Source organism: Streptomyces sp. NPDC086787, assembly GCF_044745865.1.
In the GTDB taxonomy this organism is placed as follows: domain Bacteria; phylum Actinomycetota; class Actinomycetes; order Streptomycetales; family Streptomycetaceae; genus Streptomyces.
This window is the reverse complement of sequence record NZ_JBIVBC010000008.1, coordinates 233046-254150: the sequence shown is the minus strand read 5'-3', so window position 1 is coordinate 254150 and position 21105 is coordinate 233046. Positions and strand designations below refer to the sequence as shown.

The 21105-nt window shown below is 69.8% G+C and carries 11 protein-coding genes; 5 read left to right on the top strand and 6 right to left on the bottom strand.

Annotated elements, in window-relative coordinates; all coding sequences use genetic code 11:
* Positions 1-4 precede the first annotated feature (4 nt).
* Positions 5-925, bottom strand: a complete 921-nt coding sequence (rfbA, locus tag ACIPK3_RS21230) for a glucose-1-phosphate thymidylyltransferase RfbA (RefSeq protein ID WP_402571782.1) — start codon at positions 923-925, stop codon at positions 5-7.
* A 130-nt stretch (positions 926-1055) separates the two neighbouring features.
* The gene (locus ACIPK3_RS21225; RefSeq protein WP_402571781.1) at positions 1056-2879 is read right to left on the bottom strand and encodes a phosphoenolpyruvate carboxykinase (GTP); all 1824 of its coding nucleotides are present in this window, start codon (positions 2877-2879) and stop codon (positions 1056-1058) included.
* A 364-nt stretch (positions 2880-3243) separates the two neighbouring features.
* Between ACIPK3_RS21225 and ACIPK3_RS21220 the strand changes: the two genes are divergently transcribed.
* The 4 genes from ACIPK3_RS21220 (at position 3244) to ACIPK3_RS21205 (ending at position 5913) form a co-directional block, all read left to right on the top strand.
* On the top strand, positions 3244-3957 hold the full coding sequence (locus ACIPK3_RS21220; RefSeq protein WP_402571780.1) for a hemolysin III family protein: 714 nt from the start codon (positions 3244-3246) through the stop codon (positions 3955-3957).
* 169 nt (positions 3958-4126) lie between these two features.
* Positions 4127-4762: a TetR/AcrR family transcriptional regulator gene (locus ACIPK3_RS21215; protein ID WP_402571778.1), complete on the top strand. Its 636-nt coding sequence runs from the start codon at positions 4127-4129 to the stop codon at positions 4760-4762.
* 33 nt (positions 4763-4795) lie between these two features.
* Entirely contained in the window at positions 4796-5533 is a 738-nt protein-coding gene (locus tag ACIPK3_RS21210) for a Mut7-C RNAse domain-containing protein (RefSeq protein WP_402571776.1), read from the top strand.
* 47 nt (positions 5534-5580) lie between these two features.
* A complete protein-coding gene (locus ACIPK3_RS21205; protein ID WP_402571774.1) occupies positions 5581-5913 on the top strand; it encodes a hypothetical protein in 333 nt (110 codons plus the stop codon).
* A 14-nt stretch (positions 5914-5927) separates the two neighbouring features.
* On the opposite strand, the gene ACIPK3_RS21200 is transcribed toward ACIPK3_RS21205, so the two are convergent.
* From ACIPK3_RS21200 to ACIPK3_RS21185, 4 genes are all read right to left on the bottom strand, one after another.
* On the bottom strand, positions 5928-7970 hold the full coding sequence (locus ACIPK3_RS21200) for a thioredoxin domain-containing protein (RefSeq protein ID WP_402571772.1): 2043 nt from the start codon (positions 7968-7970) through the stop codon (positions 5928-5930).
* Positions 7971-8064: 94 nt separating this feature from the next.
* On the bottom strand, positions 8065-8490 hold the full coding sequence (locus ACIPK3_RS21195) for a hypothetical protein (protein WP_402571770.1): 426 nt from the start codon (positions 8488-8490) through the stop codon (positions 8065-8067).
* Positions 8491-8687: 197 nt separating this feature from the next.
* Positions 8688-15647, bottom strand: a complete 6960-nt coding sequence (locus ACIPK3_RS21190) for a ricin-type beta-trefoil lectin domain protein (RefSeq protein ID WP_402571768.1) — start codon at positions 15645-15647, stop codon at positions 8688-8690.
* A 414-nt stretch (positions 15648-16061) separates the two neighbouring features.
* Complete coding sequence (locus tag ACIPK3_RS21185) at positions 16062-16403, bottom strand: hypothetical protein (protein ID WP_402571767.1); 342 nt, start codon at positions 16401-16403, stop codon at positions 16062-16064.
* 19 nt (positions 16404-16422) lie between these two features.
* On the opposite strand from ACIPK3_RS21185, the gene ACIPK3_RS21180 reads away from it, so the two are divergent.
* Positions 16423-21000, top strand: a complete 4578-nt coding sequence (locus ACIPK3_RS21180; RefSeq protein ID WP_402571765.1) for a hypothetical protein — start codon at positions 16423-16425, stop codon at positions 20998-21000.
* Positions 21001-21105 lie beyond the last annotated feature (105 nt).

The following is a 21105-nucleotide window of genomic DNA, read 5'->3' as shown; positions in this document are numbered from 1 at the left end:
ATGGTCAGCCCACGTGAACCGGCGCGTCGGGCGCCCGTTGCGGTACGACGAGGTGCTGGGCGTCCTCGTCGAGCAGGCCCAGCAGATAGTCGCCGTATCCGCTCTTGCCCAGCGGCCGGGCCAGTTCGCGGAGCCGGGCGTCGTCGATCAGGCCCGCCCGCCAGACCGCCTCCTCGACGCAACCGACCTTGAAGCCCTGCCGTTCCTCGATCACCCGGACGAACTCCGAGGCCTGGACGAGGGAGGTGAAGGTGCCGGTGTCGAGCCAGGCCGTGCCCCGGTCGAGACGGGTGACGTGCAGCCTCCCGGCTTCCAGGTACACGCGGTTGAGATCGGTGATCTCCAACTCGCCCCGGGCGCTGGGCCGCAGGCCGCGGGCGATGTCCACGGCGCTGTTGTCGTAGAAGTACAGACCGGGCACGGCGTACCGGGATCTGGGACGGGCCGGCTTCTCCTCGATGGACAGCGCCCGGCCCAGCTCGTCGAACTCCACCACGCCGTAGGCCGACGGGTCGGCGACCGGGTACGCGAACACCCTGCCGCCCAACGGGCCGTCGTGCCGGGCCAGCCGGGTGCCGAGGCCGCTGCCGTGGAAGATGTTGTCGCCGAGAATCAGCGCAACCGATTCAGCACCGATGAATTCGGCGCCCAGCAGGAAGGAATGCGCGATGCCGGCCGGGCGGTCCTGCGCGACGTATTCCAGGCGCAGTCCCCACTGGCTTCCGTCGCCGAGCAGCCGACGGAACAGCGGCTGGTCCTCCGGGGTGGTGATGATCAGAATTTCCCGGAGCCCCGCCATCACCATGGTGGAAAGCGGGTAATAGATCATCGGCTTGTCGAAGACCGGCAGCAACTGTTTGGACACCGAGCGAGTCAGCGGCCAGAGTCGCGAGCCGGTTCCCCCGGCCAGCAGAATTCCGCGCATGGCAGCACCATAGGCGAATTGGTACCGAATTCACGCGGAATGACATGCGGAGGTGTGCACCGCGGCCGGCCGTGACGATCGCTGGTCAGGGCACATCCCGAACCGGCCGCGGAGTCTCTTGCGGGCTGACTCAGCCCAGGCGGCGCACCAGTGCGCGGTACTCGTCCCACAGCTCCTTCGGAGTGTGGTCACCGAAGGTGTTGAGGTGCTCGGGGACCAGCGCCGCCTCCTCGCGCCAGACCTCCGGGTCGACCGTGAGCAGGAAGTCCAGGTCGGAGTCGGACAGTTCGAGCCCCTTGGTGTCCAGGGCCGCCTTGGCCGGGAGGATGCCGATGGGGGTCTCGACGCCCTCGGCCTTCCCCTCCAGACGCTCCACGATCCACTTCAGGACACGGCTGTTCTCGCCGAAGCCCGGCCAGACGAACTTGCCCTCGTCGTTCTTGCGGAACCAGTTGACGTAGTAGATCTTCGGCAGCTTGGACTGGTCCTTGTCCTTGGCCACGTCGATCCAGTGGGCCATGTAGTCGCCCATGTTGTAGCCGCAGAAGGGCAGCATGGCGAAGGGGTCGCGGCGCAGTTCGCCGACCTTGCCCTCGGCGGCGGCGGTCTTCTCCGAGGCGACGTTCGCGCCCAGGAACACACCGTGGTTCCAGTCGAAGGACTCCGTCACCAGCGGCACCGCGGAAGCGCGGCGGCCGCCGAACAGGATCGCCGAGATCGGCACACCCTTCGGGTCCTCCCACTCCGGCGCGATGATCGGACACTGGGCGGCGGGCACCGTGAAGCGGGCGTTGGGGTGGGCGGCCGGGGTCCCGGACGCCGGGGTCCACTCGTTGCCCTTCCAGTCCGTCAGGTGGGCCGGAAGCTCCTCCGTCATGCCCTCCCACCAGATGTCGTTGTCGTCGGTGAGGGCGACGTTGGTGAAGACCGCGTTGCCCCAGAGGGTCTTCATCGCGTTGGCGTTGGTGTGTTCACCGGTGCCGGGCGCGACGCCGAAGAAGCCGGCCTCGGGGTTGATCGCGTACAGCCGGCCGTCCTCGCCGAACCGCATCCAGGCGATGTCGTCGCCGATGGTCTCCACGGTCCAGCCGGAGATGGTCGGCTCCAGCATGGCCAGGTTCGTCTTGCCACAGGCGCTCGGGAAGGCCGCGGCGACGTACTTCGACTCACCCTGCGGCGGGGTGAGCTTGAGGATCAGCATGTGCTCGGCCAGCCAGCCCTCGTCACGGGCCATGACGGAGGCGATGCGCAGCGCGTAGCACTTCTTGCCGAGCAGGGCGTTGCCGCCGTAGCCGGAGCCGTAGGACCAGATCTCGCGGCTCTCCGGGAAGTGCGAGATGTACTTGGTCTGGTTGCAGGGCCACGGAACGTCCTCCTGGCCCGGCTCCAGCGGGGCGCCGAGGGTGTGCACGGCCTTGACGAAGAAGCCCTCGTCCCCCAGCTCGTCCAGGACCTGCTGTCCCATACGGGTCATCGTCCGCATGGACACGGCGACGTAGGCCGAGTCGGTGATCTCCACGCCGAGCGCGGACAGCGGGGAACCGAGCGGGCCCATGCAGAAGGGCACCACGTACATCGTGCGGCCCCGCATCGAGCCGCGGAACAGACCCTTCTCACCCTGGAATATTTCCCGCATCTCGGCGGGGGCCTTCCAGTGGTTGGTGGGTCCGGCGTCCTGCTCCTCCTCGGAGCAGATGAACGTCCGGTCCTCGACGCGGGCGACGTCGGTCGGGTCGGAGGCCGCGTAGTAGGAGTGGGGGCGCTTGACCGGGTCCAGCTTCCTGAAGGTGCCCTTGGCGACGAGCTCCTCGCACAGCCGCTCGTATTCGGACTCGGATCCGTCACACCAGACCACGCTGTCGGGCTGGGTCAGTTCGGCGACCTCGTTGACCCACGAGATCAGTTCCTGGTGGTTGGTGGGGATGACGGGGGGAGCCGCGATGTCGCGCGCCACGGTTGCTCCTAAATGGGGGATTTTGTCATTTTTTGCCCCGTGGGGGCCGCGGCCCGGACGCTTCGTAGCCGCTCATCCGGTGCCGACCGCACTCATTTGATCATCCGATGGTAGTGCGCATATGTCCAGAGCGCATCACAGGTGAGCGACGTGAGGAAGGCCACGGTTGGCGGGTTTCTTTGCGTGCACGTTGGGTTCGCCTGAAGGTCTTTTGGCGTTACCGCGGGTTTGCCGCCCGAGAGTCCCGTCCGGCGCCGTCCCGCGCGGGCGCGATGGTGCGACCGCGTGAGACGATGGCCACTATCGGCGCCACATCGGGGCGCGATGGCCCGTAACTTACGGTTCCGTAGGTACGATTTCACACATGACTGCGTCCGCCCCCGACGCGCCCACGGACTCGCCCGCCGCCGGCCGCGGTTCCGTCGCGCTCTCCCTGTCGCACCAGGTCAAGCCCAAGCTCCGCGGGTGGCTCCATCTCGGCATGTTCCCTGCCGTGCTCGTGGCTGGTCTGGTGCTCACCGCCCTCGCCGACTCCCCCCGCGGCCGCGTGGCCTGCGGCGTCTACGTCCTCACGGCATGCCTGCTGTTCGGCGTCAGCGCGCTGTACCACCGGGGGAACTGGAGCCCGCGCATGGACGGCGTCCTGCGCAGACTCGACCACGCCAACATCTTCCTGATCATCGCGGGCACCTACACCCCGCTGACCATGCTGCTCCTGCCCAGCGCCAAGGGGCAGTGGCTGCTGTGGGGCATCTGGGCGGCCGCGACGGCGGGCATCGTCTTCCGCGTCTTCTGGGTCGGCGCCCCGCGCTGGCTCTACACCCCCTGCTATCTGGCCATGGGCTGGGCGGCCGTGTTCTTCCTGCCGGACTTCATGCGCACCGGCGGCATCGCGGTACTCGTCCTGGTCATCGTCGGCGGGCTCCTCTACAGCGCGGGCGGCGTGATCTACGGCATCAAGCGCCCCAACCCGTCACCGCGCTGGTTCGGCTTCCACGAGGTGTTCCACTCCTTCACCCTGGCCGCCTTCGTCGTCCACTACGTCGGCATCTCGCTGGTCGCGTACCAGCACGCGTAGCCCCTCCCCCGTTCCGTCGAGTGGCCACGGCTTTCGAGTTTCGAGCCGTGGCCACTCTTTCGAGAGTTCCTCGCATTTCACGGCTACTGCCACAAGCGCTGCCGGCCACGGCGGCGCAGCCTGCACCACGACCGGCCGCACCGGCCGCCGATGCCGGACAATGACCGTCATGACGGCCGTACGCACCTCCACCCCGACCCCCGGCTCTCCCCCGCGCCCGGGACTCCGCGAGCGGAAGAAGATCAAGACCCGAGAGGCGATCCGCGCCGCGACCTACGGACTGATCGAGGAACAGGGGTACGACGCCACGACGATCGACCAGATCGCCGAGCGCGCCGAGGTCTCGCCGTCGACCGTCTTCCGCTACTTCCCGACCAAGGAGGACATCGTCCTCACGGACGAGCACGACCCCGTCGTCCTGGCGGAGCTGAGGTCCCGGCCCCCTCAGGAGCCCTGGTCGGAGTCGATCCGCCACGTGATGCGGCGGGCGGTCCGGCTCGGCGTCGAGGACGACCCCAGGGTGTCCCGGCTGCGCACCCGTCTCATGGTGGAGGTGCCCGCGGTGCGCTCACGGATGATGGAGAGCATGTCGGTCACCGGCCGCATGCTCTGCGAAGCCGTCGCCGAGCGCACCGGCCGGGACCCGGAGAGCCTGGAGGTGCGGGTCTACGCCATGTCCCTGGTCGGGGGCCTCATGGAGACCTCCCTGTACTGGGCGGCGAACGGCCACCGGGACGACCTCGCGGCCCTGGTCGACCGCACCCTGGACGTCCTGGAGCACGGCCTGCCCAGGGAAAACCCCTGAGCCCCGGACGCCCCTCCGTGACATCCTGACAGGGTGAACGGACCCGGACCCGAGATCCACGTCGAAGTCGCCCCCGGACTGCGCCTGTTCGTCCCGCACTCCCGCCGCGGCGGCAGCACCGCCCTGGCGGTCGACGGCGTCTCGACCCTCGGCCATGTCGTCGAGTCGCTCGGCGTCCCGCTGACCGAGGTCGGCGTGCTCGTCGTGGACGGCCGCGAGGTACCCGTGTCGCACATCCCGTCGGCCGGCGAATCCGTGAGCGTACGGGAGGTCGAGCGCCCCCAGCGGGTCCCGGGCGCCCCACTGCGCTTCCTCCTCGACGTCCACCTCGGCACCCTCGCCCGCCGGCTGCGCCTGCTCGGCGTGGACACGGCCTACGAGTCCACCGACATCGGCGACCCGGCGCTCGCCGCCCGCTCGGCGGCGGAGAAGCGAGTCATGCTCAGCCGCGACCGAGGACTGCTGCGCCGCCGCGAACTGTGGGCGGGAGCCTACGTCTACAGCACCAGCCCCGACGACCAACTCCCCGACATCCTGGACCGGTTCACACCCGAACTGCACCCGTGGACACGCTGCACGGCATGCAACGGCCTGCTCCGGAAGGCCACCAAGGAAGAGGTCGCCGACCAGCTCAAGGGCGGCACCCGGCGGTCGTACGACGTCTTCGCCCAGTGCGCGCAGTGCGGTCGCGCGTACTGGAAGGGCGCACACCACGAGCAGCTGGAGGCGTTCGTGGAGCGGGCGCTGAGCAGGCATACCCAGGGAACCTGAGTATCCGGCCCGATCCCCCGGGCACGCCGGTCGGCTTGGCTGACGGCATGACGACAGCGAACTCCGCACGCCCACCGGCTCCCGGCCACGCCCTGACCCGGTGGTCCGCCTGGGGCCTGGCCCTGCTCATTCCGAGCGTGCTCGCGGCCGCACTCGCCGCCCTGTCCACCTACCGGGGCGGACGCTGCTTCGAGTACGGCGGGTGTCACCAGGTGCCGGGAACGCTCGTGTACGGCAGCCTCGTCACGGCCGTCGCCGCCGGACTGGCGGCCCTGCTCTGGCCACGGCGTCACCGGCCCGGCGCGCGGACCTGCGCCGTGCTGCTCCAGTGGAGCGCCCAGGTCCTGCTGGTCCTGCTGATCCTCGGCTACGGCGGCTGACGCGCACCCGCCCCTCAGCGGTTGAGCGCGGTGCGCAGCCGCTCCGGGTCGGTGGTCGGGGCGTCGCACGTGAAGTCACGGCAGACGTAGGCGGCCGCCCCGCCGTCGATCAGCGGCCGGTCGGCCAGCAGCGGGAACTCGCCGTCGCCCGCGACCCCGTACGCGACCACCGCGCCGGGAGCGGTGGCGAGAAGCGCCGTACGGTGCAGCGCGGTAGCCGCCTCGTCGTCGAACGCCGGTGCCACGATCGCGACCTCGCGCGGGCCGTCGAGCAGGGCCTCCGCAACGGCCAGACCCCAGCCGGTGAACCGCGGCACGCGCGGCCCGAGCGCCTTCACCACGCCCAGCGCCCGCTCCGCGGCGACCCGGTGGCGTGTCGAACCGGTCTGCGCCGCATAACTGAGCAGAGCGCCCGCGGCGGCGGTCCAGCCGGAGGGGGTGGCGTTGTCGGTGGGGTCCTGCGGCCTGCGGATGAGGCGTTCGGCGTCGGTCGCGGTGTCGTACAGCGCGCCGCTGTCCGGGTCGGTGAACCGCGTCAGCACCTGGTCGAGGAGCAGTCCCGCGAACTCCAGCCACACGCCTTCCCCGGTGACCGACGCCAGCGCGAGGAAGCCCTCGGCGACGTCCGCGTAGTCCTCCAGCACACCGGCGTTGGTCCCCGCCCGGCCGTCGCGGCTGGTGCGGGCGAGGCGGGCGTGGTCGTCCAGATGCAGCCGGACGAGGAGATCGGCGGTGCCGACCGCGGCGTCGACCAGGTCCGGGCGGCCGAAGCAGGCACCGGTCTCGGCGAGGGCGGCGACGGCGAGCCCGTTCCAGGCGGCGACGATCTTGTCGTCCCGCCCGGGCGCGGGACGACCGGCCCGCGAGGCGAGCAGCCACTCCCGGACGGACGCGACCCTCTCCGCGTCGAAAACCCTTTCGTTCTGCGGCAGTTGGAGAACGGACCGTCCCTCCTCGAAGGTGCCCTCCTCGGTCACCCCGAAGTAGTCGGCGGCGAGCTCGGCGTCCTCGTCGCCGAGGACCTCGCGCAACTGCCCGGGCGTCCAGACGTAATAGGCGCCCTCGACATGTCGGCCCGTCCCGTCGTCACTGTCGGCATCCAGCGCGGAAGCGAACCCGCCTTCGTCCGTGCGCAGTTCGCGGACCATGAAGTCGGCGGTCTCCAGCGCGACACGGCGGGCGAGCTCCGATCCGGTGGACCGCCACAGGTGGGTGTAGACGCGGCAGAGCAGGGCGTTGTCGTACAGCATCTTCTCGAAGTGCGGCACCAAAGGTCCATTCGGGCGCGGCGTGAGTACGTACCGGTGGAACCCGCCTCCGACCTGGTCGTACAGGCTCGAACGAGCCATCGCCCCGCACAGCCCCTCCGCCATCTCCAGCGCAGCCACGGAACCGGCACGCGCCTGGTGGCGCAACAGGAACTCGACCGCCATCGACGGCGGGAACTTGGTGTCTCCCTTGAACCAGCCGCTCGCGGGGTCGATGTCCCGGGTCAGTTGGAGGAGCGCCAGCGCCTGGGTCTCGTCGGTGGGCAACCCTGCGGTCTCGATACTCAGCTCCCGCCCGGCAAGGTCCCTGGTGATCTTCGCGGCGACTTCGCCCACCTCGTCGCGTCGACTCGTCCACGCGCTGTGGACACCTTCGAGTACCTGCCGGAACGACGGCATCCCATGGCGGGGTTCCGGCGGGAAGTACGTGCCGAAGTAGAACGGCTCCCCGTCCGGCGTCATGAAGACGGACATCGGCCACCCGCCCTGCCCCGTGGCGGCCTGCACAGCCTCCATGTAGACGGCGTCCACGTCGGGCCGCTCTTCACGGTCCACCTTGACGGACACAAAGTGCTCGTTCATGTACGCAGCGGTGTCGTCGTCCTCGAAGGACTCATGTGCCATGACGTGGCACCAGTGGCACGCGCTGTAGCCGACGCTCATGAACACGGGGACGTTGCGCCGCCGGGCTTCCTCGAACGCGCCGGTCTCCCACGGCCACCAGTCGACGGGGTTGTCCGCGTGCTGAAGGAGGTACGGGGACGTGGCGCGCGCGAGTCGGTTGGGCATGCCCCCATCCTTACGCACCCGCCTCCACTCCGCCCAAGCGCCACGGGACGGCGCGAGCCCCTCGTGAACGGCCGGAGCAAGGGGACGGCGTGTCTCAGGCGGGAGTGAAGCGGCAGCCGACACCGTCGTTGGGGTCGCCGACGGTGACGGCGAGGACCAGGGAGCCGTCATGGCCGGCGGCGTAGTCGAGGTCGTTGGGTGTGTTGTCGAGGTCGAGGTTGACGTGCGCCGGGAGGTCGCCGAATCGCTCGACCATCGCCCAGGAGCCTGAGCCGGTGAAGCGGCTGGTGATCTTCAGGGTCTGGGAATCGGCACCGGTCGGGAAGCCGGTGGTGGTCAGCTTGTGGTCGGAACCGATCACGAGTTTCGCATCGCAGTCGCCGTTCCAGGTGCCGACGAGTTGTGCCTCGGAGACCGGCTTCTTGTAGGGGGCGAGTTCGCCCGTCATGGCCGCGCAACCGGAGAGCGGGAGGGCGCAGCCGAGGGCGAGGGCTGCGGCGGCCAGGAACCGGGGTCTCATGCGTGGTGCCTTCCTGTGAGGGGCGGGACAGATCTTCGTGCTCCGGGCGGAGGTCACGCAAGGTCCGGCCCGCTGCCGGGATCGGCCGGCTGTTGCCGGCCAGTCCTTGGGGAGGCCGGACCCGGCCGGTGAGGGCCGGGTCCGGCGGTCGAGGCGAACCGCCTCGGAGGCGCAGGGTGGTTCAGCGGTTCAAGGCGTCAGAACCCCTGTCTCTCCATCGCCCTCAGCTTGTTGAGCAGGCCCTGGTGCAGGATCTCGCTGATGCCGCCACTGTCACCTCCGCCCCCGCCTCCGGAGCCGGATCCGCCGCCCGAACCGCCGCCGCTGGAGGGCTGCGGGTCGCTGAGGCTGAAGGTCTCGGTCCAGGTGATGGTCTGGGTCCTCTTCGACATGACCCCGCCGGAGAAGCGTTCGTTCAGCGGAGTGGCGATGTGGTCGTTCCACCACTTGCTGTAGCCGCCGAGGGCGGGTGAGGTGTGCACCGCGGAGTTGATGGTGCTCGGGTTGTCCACCTTGAACTGCACCGTGACGTTGCCCGCCTTCTTGTCGAGGCCGGTGATCTTCCACTGGAGTTTGTAGGACCCCAGGAAGGCCGCGGACAGGTTCGAAGTGAAGTCCGAGGCGAGGTTCGCGATGCTCTTCAGGGGGTTCCCTCCGAGCTTGTAGGGGGACTCGTCGGCGCTGCCCACCTTGAGTTCGCCGCTGTTGACGCGCTTGGCGATGTCCTTGCGGACCTCCTCGACGTGCCGGTGTTTCTGAAGGGTCTGGGTGAACCGGTCGGAACCGTCCAGGTCCCGGTGTCGCGGGCCGGTGTTCGTGGCCCACTCCCAGCCGATCAGCACCGCGGTCGGGTCGTCCGGTGTGCCGATGATGGACTTCGGCATGCATTTGCGGAAGACCGGGTCCAGCTTGCGCATCCCCTCACCGATGGGGTGGAAGGTGTGGTCCACGGTCACGACGAAGACGTGGGCGGCCTTGCTCCCGAAGTAGTTGGCGACGTCCCCCCAGATCGACGAGGTACCACTGACGTCGGACCGCGCCAACGGGTTCTCCGAGGCGTAGCCGTAGCCGTTCATCTCCTGGGGGTTGTCCGCCGTCAGGACCGGGTCGCCGGACATGAAGCGGCCGAGCAGGGGGTCGTACTTGCGCGCCCCGACATCGGTGTAACCGGTCGAGTCCTCGGTCGAGGTTCCCAGGAAGCCACGGCTGCTGGTGGGCCAGGAGCCCGTCCTGGCCCGGACCGCGCCGAAGGGCTGGTACTCGGTGCGGGAGACCGCCTGGGTGTTGACGTCCATGGACATCGTGGGCGTGCCGTGGTTGTCGCTGAGCAGGTAGCTGACGCCGCCGCCGGGGAGCGTGGAACGCTGGGCGATGACCGGCCCGCCGCCACCGCCCACGCAGTAGGTGCGGACGCCGCCCAGCAGGACGTGCGGGGTGACCGCGGTGTTGACGACGATCTGGGTGTCGCCGACGAACAGGGTGGTCTGGGTCGGGTCGCGGCGGATCAGCTCCTTGCCGTCCGCGTCGTAGACGAAGCTGGTCGTCGCGGTGGCCTTGCCGTTCACCGAGGTGGTGATGGAGCCGAGGTGACCCTCGTCGTCCCACTTCAGCGCCTGGGTGCTGTCGGAGGTCGGCTGGTTGGCGGCGTTCGCCGTGGTCCAGCGCTGTCCGGCCGCGCCCGAGCAGTCGGCGATGTCCAGCTGGGTACCGGCCGTCTGGCTTCCCGACGGGTCGTCGAGGCAGCGGCCGGAGGCGGGGTTGACCAGCGCGCCGCCGGACTGGGTCCGCCACTGCTGGCCCGCTCCGCCGTTGCAGGAGGTCAGATCCACGGGGGTGCCGCCCGCGGTTGCGCCGCCCTTGACGTCGAGGCACTTGCCGAGGGCGCGGACCGTGCCGTCCGTGCCGACCGACCAGTTCTGCGCGGTGCCGCCGGAGCAGGCCGCGATCTGGACCGGGTTGCCGTCGGTGGTCGAGCCGTTCGCGTCATTGGCGCACAGGGCCGCGCCGCCGGTGGTTTTCACACCGGAGACGAGCGGACCGGTGGTGGCGACCGAGCGGCCGGTGGTGTTGCCGGACTCGTCGTAGCCGAGGTTCTGGGAGACCGTTCCGTTCGGACCGGTGCTGCTGACGGCCGTCAGCGAGTGCGGCTGGGGGCCGTTCGGGCAGGTGCCGGCGCAGCCCAGGGTGTAGTCGGTGGTGGTGTCACCGGTGGCGCCGTTGACGGCGTGGTCGATCAGCTTCTTGCGGTTGCCGATCGCGTCGTACTGGAAGGACTGCCAGTAGGCGCCGGTGCCGGTGGCGATGGACGAGGGAGTCGGGTCGGTGCCCTGCTTGGGGCAGCTCCCGGCGGCCGTCCAGGCCTGGCTGAGCCGGTCAAGGGCGTCGTACTGGAAGCACTGGGTGTCGGTGACGGTCTTGCCGGTCTCGCTCTGCTGGTCGGCGACCGAGGTCGGGTTGCCCACGGCGTCGTAGCTGTACTTGACGTCGTCGGCCGTCGGTCCCGGGGCCTGGGTACGGGTGGTCAGCGCCTCCGTCATCCGGCGGGTCTGGTTGTCGTAGCTGTAGGTGACGTAGGCCGGGTTGTTGGACGGGCCCAGGGTGAGCTGCGAAGGCTCGTTGTAGGGGGTGTAGGTGGTGCCGCTGAGGTAGCTCCACAGGCCACTGGTCGTGGAGGTCGGGCTGCCGAAGGCGTCGTGTCCGTAGGAGATCTGCTCACCGGGCAGCGCCGAGCCCACCTTGGGGTCGGTCTGGCCGGTCATCAGCTGGTTGTGGGTGGAGTAGGAGTAGCCGACGGTGTAGCTGGTCGGCAGCGGTGCCTCGCCGGAGGGCAGGGTCAGCGTGCTGCCGGTGAGGTAGCCCAGGCTGGTGTAGCCGGTGGCGGTGAAGGTGTAGTTGCCGGCGCTGGTGTAGCGGGTGGAGGAGGTGAGCTGCCCGGTCTGGACGGTGTCGTACGTCCAGGACGCGAACTTGGCGTCGCCGTTGTTCTTGTCGGTTCCGGTGAGTTTGCGGCCCAGCAGGTCGTAGGTGTAGTCGAGTTCGATGTTCCGGGCGTCCTTGACCGAGATCTGGTTGCCCGCGTCGTCGTAGCCGTAGTGGGTGGTTCCGGCGTCCGGGTCGGTGACGGTGGTCTTGTGGCCCAGCAGGTCGTACTCGAACTTCCACTGGCTGCCGTCGGGTCCGGTGATCTGCGACTGCTGTCCGTTGGGGTCCCAGCCGTACTTGGTCGGCGTGGTGGTGCCGCCGCTGACGTGGAAGCCCGTCGCGGCGCTGCCGGTGACGGTCGGCGGCGTCGTGTACTGGTCCAGCTCGGTGGTCTTGCCGCGCCCGTCGGTGAGGGTGGTCTGGGTGACGCCGCCCTGCGGCTGCACCACCGTGGTCCGGTCGCCGGCGAAGGCCGTGACGACCGCGGAGGTCTTCGACCCGTTGGTCTCCGAGGTCACCAGGCCCGGACGGCCCTGGTCGTCGTAGTCGGTGACGGTGGTGTCCGGGATGCTCGACTCGGCGGGCAGGACGAGGTCGTTGCCCGGGGCGCCGCTCACCGAGTAGGCGTTGTGGGTCACCACCTTCCAGCCGTGCGAGTCGTACTGGGTGTCGCTGACGGTGGTGTTGGACGCCTCGGCGGTCGTCTGCCGCTGCCGCTCCCGCAGGAGGGCGTCGAACAGGGACTCCTGGGTGGAGTACGAGCCGTCGTCGAGGAGCTTGTTGGTGCTGATCACGGACGGGCCGGTGGCGGAGAGGTGGTAGCCGAAGGTCATGTTGGCCGGAGCGCTCGCCGCCTTGGACTCGTTGGGCAGCCACACCGCGGTGAGCCGGCCGAGCGCGTCGTAGGTGAGGTCGGTCCGCAGGCCGGCCGGGTCGACCTTGGTCGTGGCGAGGCCGCGGGCCGGGTCGAACGTGGTGGCGAGGGTCTGGTACTTGGCCGAGTCGCCGGCGGTGACCTGGGTCCTCACCGAGGTCTGGGTCGGCAGGGCGCCGCTGGTGGGTGTGTAGGTGGTGGTCGTGGTCTGGGCCAGGCTGCTGCCGTCCGCCGCCGTGGAGTTCGGCGTGCGGGTCATCACCGCGGGACGGCCGTAGCCGTCGTAGGTCATCTTGTTGAGGGCGACGAAGTCGGGCTTGCCGCCGGTGACCGACTTCGCCAGCTCGGCGAGGCTCGCGTCTCCCAGGGTGGGGGCGTCTCCGGCCGGTGATGCTCCGTTCCAGGTGAACCCGTGCTGGTCGTAGGAGGTGCGGGCGTCCGTGACCAGGGTGCCGGTGCGGCTCGCCCCGGCCTCGTGGCAGTCCTGCTGGGCGACGACGGTCTCGGCGACCACGACCAGGTTCTTGGCGGGGTTCTCCAGGTAGCGGGTCCAGGTGCACTGGGCCTGGGTCGCGTCCGACACGTCGCCGCGGTCGTCCGCCTGGAGCGGCATGCCGGTGGTCGGCCGGTCCAGTGTGGTGTCGTAGAAGGTGTCGGTCTCGGCGTTGCGCCAGCCACCGGTGACGGCCTGCCGGGTGTGGGTGCTGCCCTCGCGGACCATGGTGGACTCGAGCGCGGGCAGTCCGGAGCGCTTGCGGGTCGCCGTCGGCCCGATGACGGTGGGCAGACTGACGGCCGCGGTGTCCACGGTGGCGTCGTCGCCGTCGCCGGTGTAAGTGTCGGTCTCGAAGGTCAGACCCGCGAGTTCGTCGCTGTCGGTGACGGAGTACTTGCCGTCCCGCGAGGTGACCTTGACCGTGGAGCCGCCGGATCCCTTCGGGTTGTTCTGGTCCATGCCGCGCAGGTAGGTGGTCCTGTTCAGCGTCCGGCGGTCGAAGACCTTGGTCCCGTCGGTGACGTGGAAGACGTTCGGGTCACCGGTCCGGGTCTCGACGGTGGCGTACCCGCGGAACTGTCCGTAGGTGCGGTTCTTGGCCTTGACGGTCTCGTTGTCGTCGTAGTGCCAGGCCGCCCCGCCGCCGTAGGAGTAGCTGGTGAGGAGCTCCGGGTAGCTGCCGTCCGGGTTCTTGTTGTGGGTGTCCTGGGTGAGCACCGACTTGACGGTGTACTTCTGGAACCAGTCCAGCAGCGGCTTCTCGTTGCCCGGCGGGGTCCAGTAGACCGGGTAGCAGTCGGCGGTGTTGGTGGCCGGGTCGCTCGGCACGTTGTCCGGGGTGCAGGTCGCCTTGTTGTAGGTGACGGCGATCTGGGCGCCGGTCTCCGTGGTGACGTCCTGGATCCGGTCGTGGTACATCAGCGGGATGTTGTCCACGGTTCCGACCCGGTTGGGCAACTGGAGCGGCGGGTCGAAGGAGACCGGCGCCTGGGTGATCGTGCCGCTCGCGCCGGCGCTGGTGTCCAGGCCCTTGCGCTGCACGGAGTCCAGCCACAGGGTCGGGGCGTGGTCGCCGCCGTCCGGGAAGGACTGGGTGAAGTCGTACTCGTCGACCTTCTGCGTCGATCCGCCGACCTGGATCTGGGTGACGATGGAGGCCAGCCGCTTCCGTGACCAGAAGGACGGTCCGTGGTTGCTGCAACTGCCGGTGGCGGCGCAGTTCAGGTCGATCGGGACGTCCGGCCAGTAGGCGGCGTTCGCGGTGGTGAACTGCGAGTCGGCACAGGTGTTGCCGCTCGGCGTTCCCGGGATGCAGCGCTCGGCCGTGTTGAACACGACCTGCTCCGGGGCGGTGTCCGAGTAGACGGTGCTCGCGGTCATGCCGTAGTCGATGCGGTTCAGGTAGCCGCCGCGGACGTAGGAGACCGGCGTCGTCTTCATGTCGGCGCCGTAGTGGTTGGTCTCCGGCGTGTAGTAGTACGCGGCGGCGTTGCCGTGCAGGTCGACCACGTAGTCCAGGTTCCAGCGCCAGCCCTGGTCGCAGGACGACGCGGCGAAGGTGTCCGCGTGGCAGGGGTCGCCGCTGTGGCCGCCGTACACCGGGAGCGTCCAGGCGGACTGGGTGGTCGGCTTGCCGGAGGACCAGCCGGGCAGCTGGTTCATGCCGAAGTAGTACTGGGTGCCGTCGGTGGTGGTGATCCGCCAGCATTCCTTGTTGTAGGTGCCGTTGGTGCAGTTCTTGAGGTTCTCGACCTTCTCCCCGTTGTCGTCCTTGGGGTGGAAGGTGTGTGTGTCGTCGTCGTAGACGAGCGCGCTGGACTTGCCGTTGAGTGAGAGCGTCAGGATCTGCCCGGCCCAGCACTGGTCGTTGGAGTACTGCGGCGCACCGGAGTCGGTGTCGTCCGAGCAGTTCGCGTAGGTGCGCTCGACGAAGCCGCTGGTGCTGGTGTCCCAGCCGTCACCGATCCAGGAGGACTGGTTGTTGGTGCCCTCGGTGCGTCCGTCCTGGCTCGACGAGTCGTAGCCGACCTGGATTTTGGGCCCGGGTCCGGCCACCGGTGCCGGGACCTGCACCGGGTAGTCGTACCGGAACGACCCGGTGTTTCCGGAGGTGCTCCAGGAACCGCTGGGCGTCAGTGAGGTGGCCGTGTAGTCGCCCGAGGAACCGCCGGCGCCGGAGGTGGCCGCCATGACGCTCATCGCCGGGGCGGCGGCCAGGCTGCGGGACGTGCCCGCGGCGGGCTTCGCGGAATCGGCCGCCTTCGTGGAGCCGAGCGGGACCGTGGTCGTCAGCGCCGACCCGGTGGAGGTCTTCAGCGGCGTCTGCTTCTGGCAGGCGGGGACCTCGGGCGTGGTCAGCGCACAGGCGGGCAGGCTCACCAGGTGCAGGCGGCTCGCGTAGTCGCCGCCGTAGGCGTAGCGGAAGGACGAGTCGTCGACGGTGAGGTTCACCGGACCGGGCTGCGCGGTGGCGTCGGCGGCGGAGACGCTGAACAGGATGCCGTGGATGCCGGCCGCCAGTGCGGTCTTCTGACTCGTGAGGGTGATCCGGATCCGGCCGGCGGCCGTGCCGGGCTTCTTTATCGCCTGGTTATGCGCACCCTTTCGCGCGCCCGCGGCCGGTGCACCGGCCGAGAACGTGAACGGCAGGGTCCCCGCCCGCACCGGGACCGGTCGGACGGCGCCGGTGCGTTCCCGCGCGGCGTCCGGGGAATGGGATTTCCGGCTGTCCGCGGCGGTCGGCGCGGCGAGGTCCACCACGGCGCTGCCGGCGGCCGGCAGCCGGGCGCTCTTGGCCGGGTCGTAGTGGCGGAACGAACCGATCCGTGGCGCCTTTCCGCCGGTGGCGCGGTGGAAAGGAATCACCTTTTCGTGGTGGCGGAGTGGTGGCTTCGCCGGATGGGCGGGCACGGCGACCGCCCCCGAAGCCCCTCCGAGCATGGATGCCAGCAGGGCCCCCGTCAGCGCGAGAGCGGCAGGCCGTGGCCTCCCGCCTCCCCCCGAGGCGCGGCCGGCGATTCTCCCCAGAAACACCGATTCACCTTTTCTTCCGAATGACGAATAAGCCGCGTCAAGGCAGCGGCGCGGCGACTTTATTACCGGATTGATGGGCGATCGATAACCGCACGATAACCGCGCCTGAAAAGGGGGTGAGGAAGTGACGATAAATCCCCAGGAAGCATGCCCAATCCTTCTGGAAAATGACAGAAGAAATATAGGATTCCAGCAGAACCGACCCGCAGACTGGCCCTCGTATCTCCGAATCGAAGCCATCAGGAATCAGCAAGCAGGAAAGGGGCCGTGCCCGGCCATGCCTAGATCAGTTCCGAGGACCCGCCCGGATGGCGCGAGACCTTCGCGCACTCTGGCGGCACTGCTCGCCGCCTCGGTGGGGGCGGGTCTGGCCCTGACCGCAGGCGGCACCGCGTTCGCGGCGGCCCCGAACCCGTCCGCCTCCCCGTCGGCGTCCGCGTCGTCGGCACCGGCGTCATCCGTGCCGTCGTCCGCCACGGCACCGTCGGGCGGTCCCACCCGTACCGGTCCGCCGAACCCCTCGACCGCTCCGCGCACCGGCGCCGCAAGCGCGCCGAGGAAATCCCCGGCCGCGGACCAGTCGCTCACCCCGAAGCTCGCGGGTCAGATGGACGCCGCCACGACCCGGGCGAAGAACACCCGCAAGGCGGTCGTGGTCGACGGACTCACCACCGACAACGCGCAGACGGTGGCCAACCCCGACGGCACCTTCACCATGACCCAGAACGCGGAGCCGGTGCGCGCCCGCCACAACGGCTCCTGGGTCGCCATCGACACCCGCCTGGTCAAGCGCGCCGACGGCGGCTTCGCCGCCAGGGCGGACATCGCCGACATCGAGTTCTCCGGCGGCGGCACCGCCCCTCTGGTGCGTATGGCGCGGGACGGCAAGCAGGTCGCCCTGACCTGGCCGACCGCTCTCCCCACCCCCGTGGTCTCCGGCGACACCGCGACCTACCGCGAGGTTCTGCCGGGCGTCGACCTCGCCATGACCGCCCGCCGGGACGGCTTCGGCGAGGTGCTCGTCGTCAAGACCCCGGCCGCCGCCGCCAACCCGAAGCTCGCCTCGCTGAAACTCGGCACCAGGACCGTCGGTCTGACCCTCCGCCAGGGAGCGGACGGATCGGCCACCGCGACCGACTCCGCCGGCACCACCGTCTTCCGTGCCGACCGCCCCCTGGTCTGGGACTCCAGTGCCGCCGTGCCCGGCACCACCCCTCCGCGGCACGCCACCCGCCCGGTACCCGGCGCCCGCGTCCCCGCCGCCTCCGTCCGCAGCGCCGACCGGGCCGCGGTCGCCGCCCCCGCCGCCGGTACGGCCAAGGCTCCGGCCGGCGATCCCACCCGGTCGGACTTCCGCCGGCCCGGCTCCCACGCGCACGTCACCACGATGCCCGCGAAGCTCGACAAGGCGCATCTCACCCTGGCGCCGGGCGCCTTCCTGAAGTCCGCGAAGTCGCTCACCTTCCCGCTCTACGTAGACCCCGCCTGGAGCGGCAACCCGAGCGTCTCCGCCTGGGCGGCCATCAACTCCAACGGCGGCAAGTGGACCAGCGGCGACGACGCGCCGCTCGGCCTCAACAACTGGAGCGGCTGCGGCAGCTGGTGCGGCTCGGTCGGGCGCGCGTACTTCGAGATGAACGCCAGCGGCTTCCAGGGCGCCAAGGTCACCGACGCGCACTTCTACCCGTACTTCACCTGGGCCGCCAACTCCGCCGCCGAGCCGACCCAGATCTGGCTCGACCCGGACTTCCCGAGCAACCTGAGCTGGTCCAACAAGCCCACCAGTTCGTCGCCCTCGACCTACGTGACCGAGGTCAAGTCCTGCATCGGTCACCACTCCAGCTCCGGCTGTCCCCAGGGAACCGTCGACTTCACCGTGACCTCCGCCGCCCAGACCGCGGCCGGCGGCGGACGACGCGACCTGGAGGTGGACGCCGCCGACGAAGGCGACACCTACCAGTGGAAGCGGATCGATCCCAGCAGGACCAAGTGGTCGGTCACCTACTTCCGCGCCCCCACCATCAACAGCTGCTGCTCCACCAGCCCGACGGTGACCGACGGCGGCACCACCTTCGCCACCTCCGGCAACCCCACGATGAAGGCCCTCGGCACGGACAGCGACGGTGAGAACGTCCGCACCGGCTACGAGCTGTCGAACTGGGCGAACGGCGCCGCCACCACCTCCGTGAAGACCGGCATGTACTCCGCCTACAGCTCGACCGGCGCCGCGTTCACCTACAACGGCGCGGCCCTGACCGACGGCAACACCTATGCCTGGCGCGCCGTCTCCGAATCGCAGCAGGGCGACATGTCCTCCGCGTGGACGGGATGGCAGGTGTTCAAGGTGGACACCCAGGCCCCGAACCCTCCCACGGTGTCCTCCCCGCAGTTCCCCGCGAAGATGTACGGAGCCTCACTCAGCGACGTCGGCGGCTTCGACTTCACCAACGACCTGACCGACAACGTCAAGGGCTACATCTTCAGCATGGACGGTGACCTCGGCAGCACCGTCTACAACGCCGCCTCGCCGCCTCCCACCTGGACCGGCAGCGGAACGCCCGCAGCGGGCAAGGTCTACTGGCTGACCGCCGACAACGGCAACGGCACCGGCGCAGTGAAGGTCAACGCGCCCGCCCGCGCCACCCTCACACCCAAGACCGCCGGTCCGCACCGGATCTTCGCCAAGGCCGTCGACCAGGCCGGGCACACCTCCGGCGAGAGCGTGGACCTCTTCTACGCCGGAGTCACCACTCCCAGCTACGCCTATGGCGACCAGCTGATCAACGGCTGCGCGGTCAACACGTGCAACGGCAACACCGCGGCCGTCCCGGCGGCCACCGCCACCGTGGGCAACAAGGCCACGCTGATCACCCAGAACAACTGCTGCAACGTGTTCTTCGCCGACGGCAAGCAGGCCATGCTCTCCGACGGCGGCGGCGCCGTCGCCCAGGGCGACACCGCGACGCTCAGCTTCTGGGTCCCCCGCACCGACAGCTACGGCATCGGCGCCAACCTGACCCGGTCCTACGACTACGGCCAGTACGACCTGGTCCTGGACAAGGGCACCTCGCACGCGTGGACCCTGGCCAGCGGCATCGACGCGTACGCCGCCCAGGTCTCCACCGTCTACCGCGACTTCGGCGTGCCGAAGGACTCCTCCGGTGCCCCCATGATGCTGAGCGCCGGCCTGCACACCCTGACCGTGGCCGTCTCCGGCAAGAACAGCTCCTCGGGCGGATACCAGTGGGGCCTCGACGTCCTGCGGATCGCCCCCACCCCGGCCCGCTGCACCATCACCGACCTGAGCCAGTGCCAGAACAACACCGCCATCAGCCCTGACGGCAACGGCGCCTCCGCCGGATACGGCGCCGACGACGACGTCTCCCCGGCCACCCTCTCCGCCGGCGACCTGACCGCGGCGGGCTGGAAGCCCGGCGCCTCGGTCACCGTCAACGGCGCGCCGATGACCCTGCCCGCGTACCAGACCGGCAAGCCGGACAACATCGCCGCGGGCGGCCAGACCATCGACCTGTCGTCGCTCACCGGAGCCGCCAACTCCGGCAACGCCCTGGTCTTCCTGGGATTCGGCACCAACGGCGACATCGACGGCGCGAGCGGAACGATCACCTACGCCACCCCCTGCTACGGCAACTCCACGCAGGGCTACACGATCGACTCGATGCCCGACTGGGTCCGGGGCCCCGCCACGGCCGCGGCACTCCAGATGAAGCACCGCAACTTCTACAACGGCACCCAGGACACCAGCAATCCGCGGATGTACGCGGTGTCGGTGCCGCTGGCCTGCCCCGGCGCGGCGATCGCGTCGGTCACCCTGCCGGTCGTCTCGAACGGCGTCTCCTACGGCAGCCCGGCCCTGCACATCATGACGGTCGGCATCCGGCCCGCCTCCTACACCGACAGCGGCATGTCCCAGAACTGGACCGCCAGCTTCGGCGCGCGGCAGGACGCCCACCTCGGTGACTTCGCCGACCGCAGCGTCCGGATGGCAGTCCGGCTCAGCCTCGGCGGCAGCCAGGTGCGTCTGCACCTGTCCAACGCCCTCGGCACCGCGCCGATCGGCTTCGACCACGTCACCGCGGCACTCCAGTCGGCGGCCAGGTCCGCGGTGCCCACGGGCACACCGGTGGAGGCCAGGTTCAAGGGCAGCACGTCCGTCACCATCCCGGCGGGCGGCGACGTCACCAGCGACCCGGTGACACTGACCGTCGAACAGCGGCAGACGCTGCTCGTCTCGCTGCACCTGAGCGCCGGCACCGCCGACGCGGTCGGCCACACCAACGCGAAGACCACCAGCTGGTACTCGGCCGCCGGCGTCGACGCCACCATGGACACCACCGCGGCCAACTTCACCTCGTCCATGGACAACGTCGACTGGCTCACCGCGGTGGACGTGACCAGCGGCGGCAACACGACCGGCGCCCTGGTCCTGTACGGCGACCACACCGTCAACTCCGACACCGTGACTCCCGACGGGGCACATCACCTGGCCGACGTCATCGCCGACCGGGTCTCCTCGGCCAACGGCGGCACCCTGCCCTACGCGGTCGTCTCCGAAGGCCAGGACAACTGGACCACGTCCAGCAACCTGCTGCCCGTGGTGGCGAACCAGCCCAATCCGGGCAACGCCGGCAACCCGCTCGACGCCCACGTCCTGGCCCAGAGCAACGTGCGCACCGTGCTCATCTCCACCGGCACCTCCGACCTCCTGGCCGGAACGGCCGCGCCGGACCTGGAGAACCGCCTGGCGGCGCTCGCCCAGCAGCTGCGCAAGTACTACGCGGACACCAGCGGAAGCAACTCCAACGGATTCGTGACGGTGTACGTCGCCACCATCCCGCCGGACTCCCGGTTCACCGCGGCCCAGGAGGCCGTCCGCCAGACCGTCAACGGCTACATCCTCAGCAAGGACGGCAACGACAGCTATCTGAACGGGAACGCGGACGGCGCGGTGGACTTCGCGGCCGCCGTCTCGGACACCGGCACGGGCGCGGGCAGCGCCGTCAAACCGGCCTACCTCTACCTGGACACCTCCAGCAACACCTACTACCCGAACGACTCCTACATCGCGGCCCTGGCCGCCCAGTACACGAAGAGCGTCGGCAGCACGGTCCACATCCAGCCCAACCGCGCCAACGTGAAGAGCCTCTCGCCGCGGCGCGGGTGACGCACCGCGGGCGGGACGGTTGCCCGGACCCGCACCCGTCCCGCCCGCGTCCGACCGCGCGAGCGCAAGGGCCGGACCCCGCCTCCCCGGGTTTCCGGCCCTTCG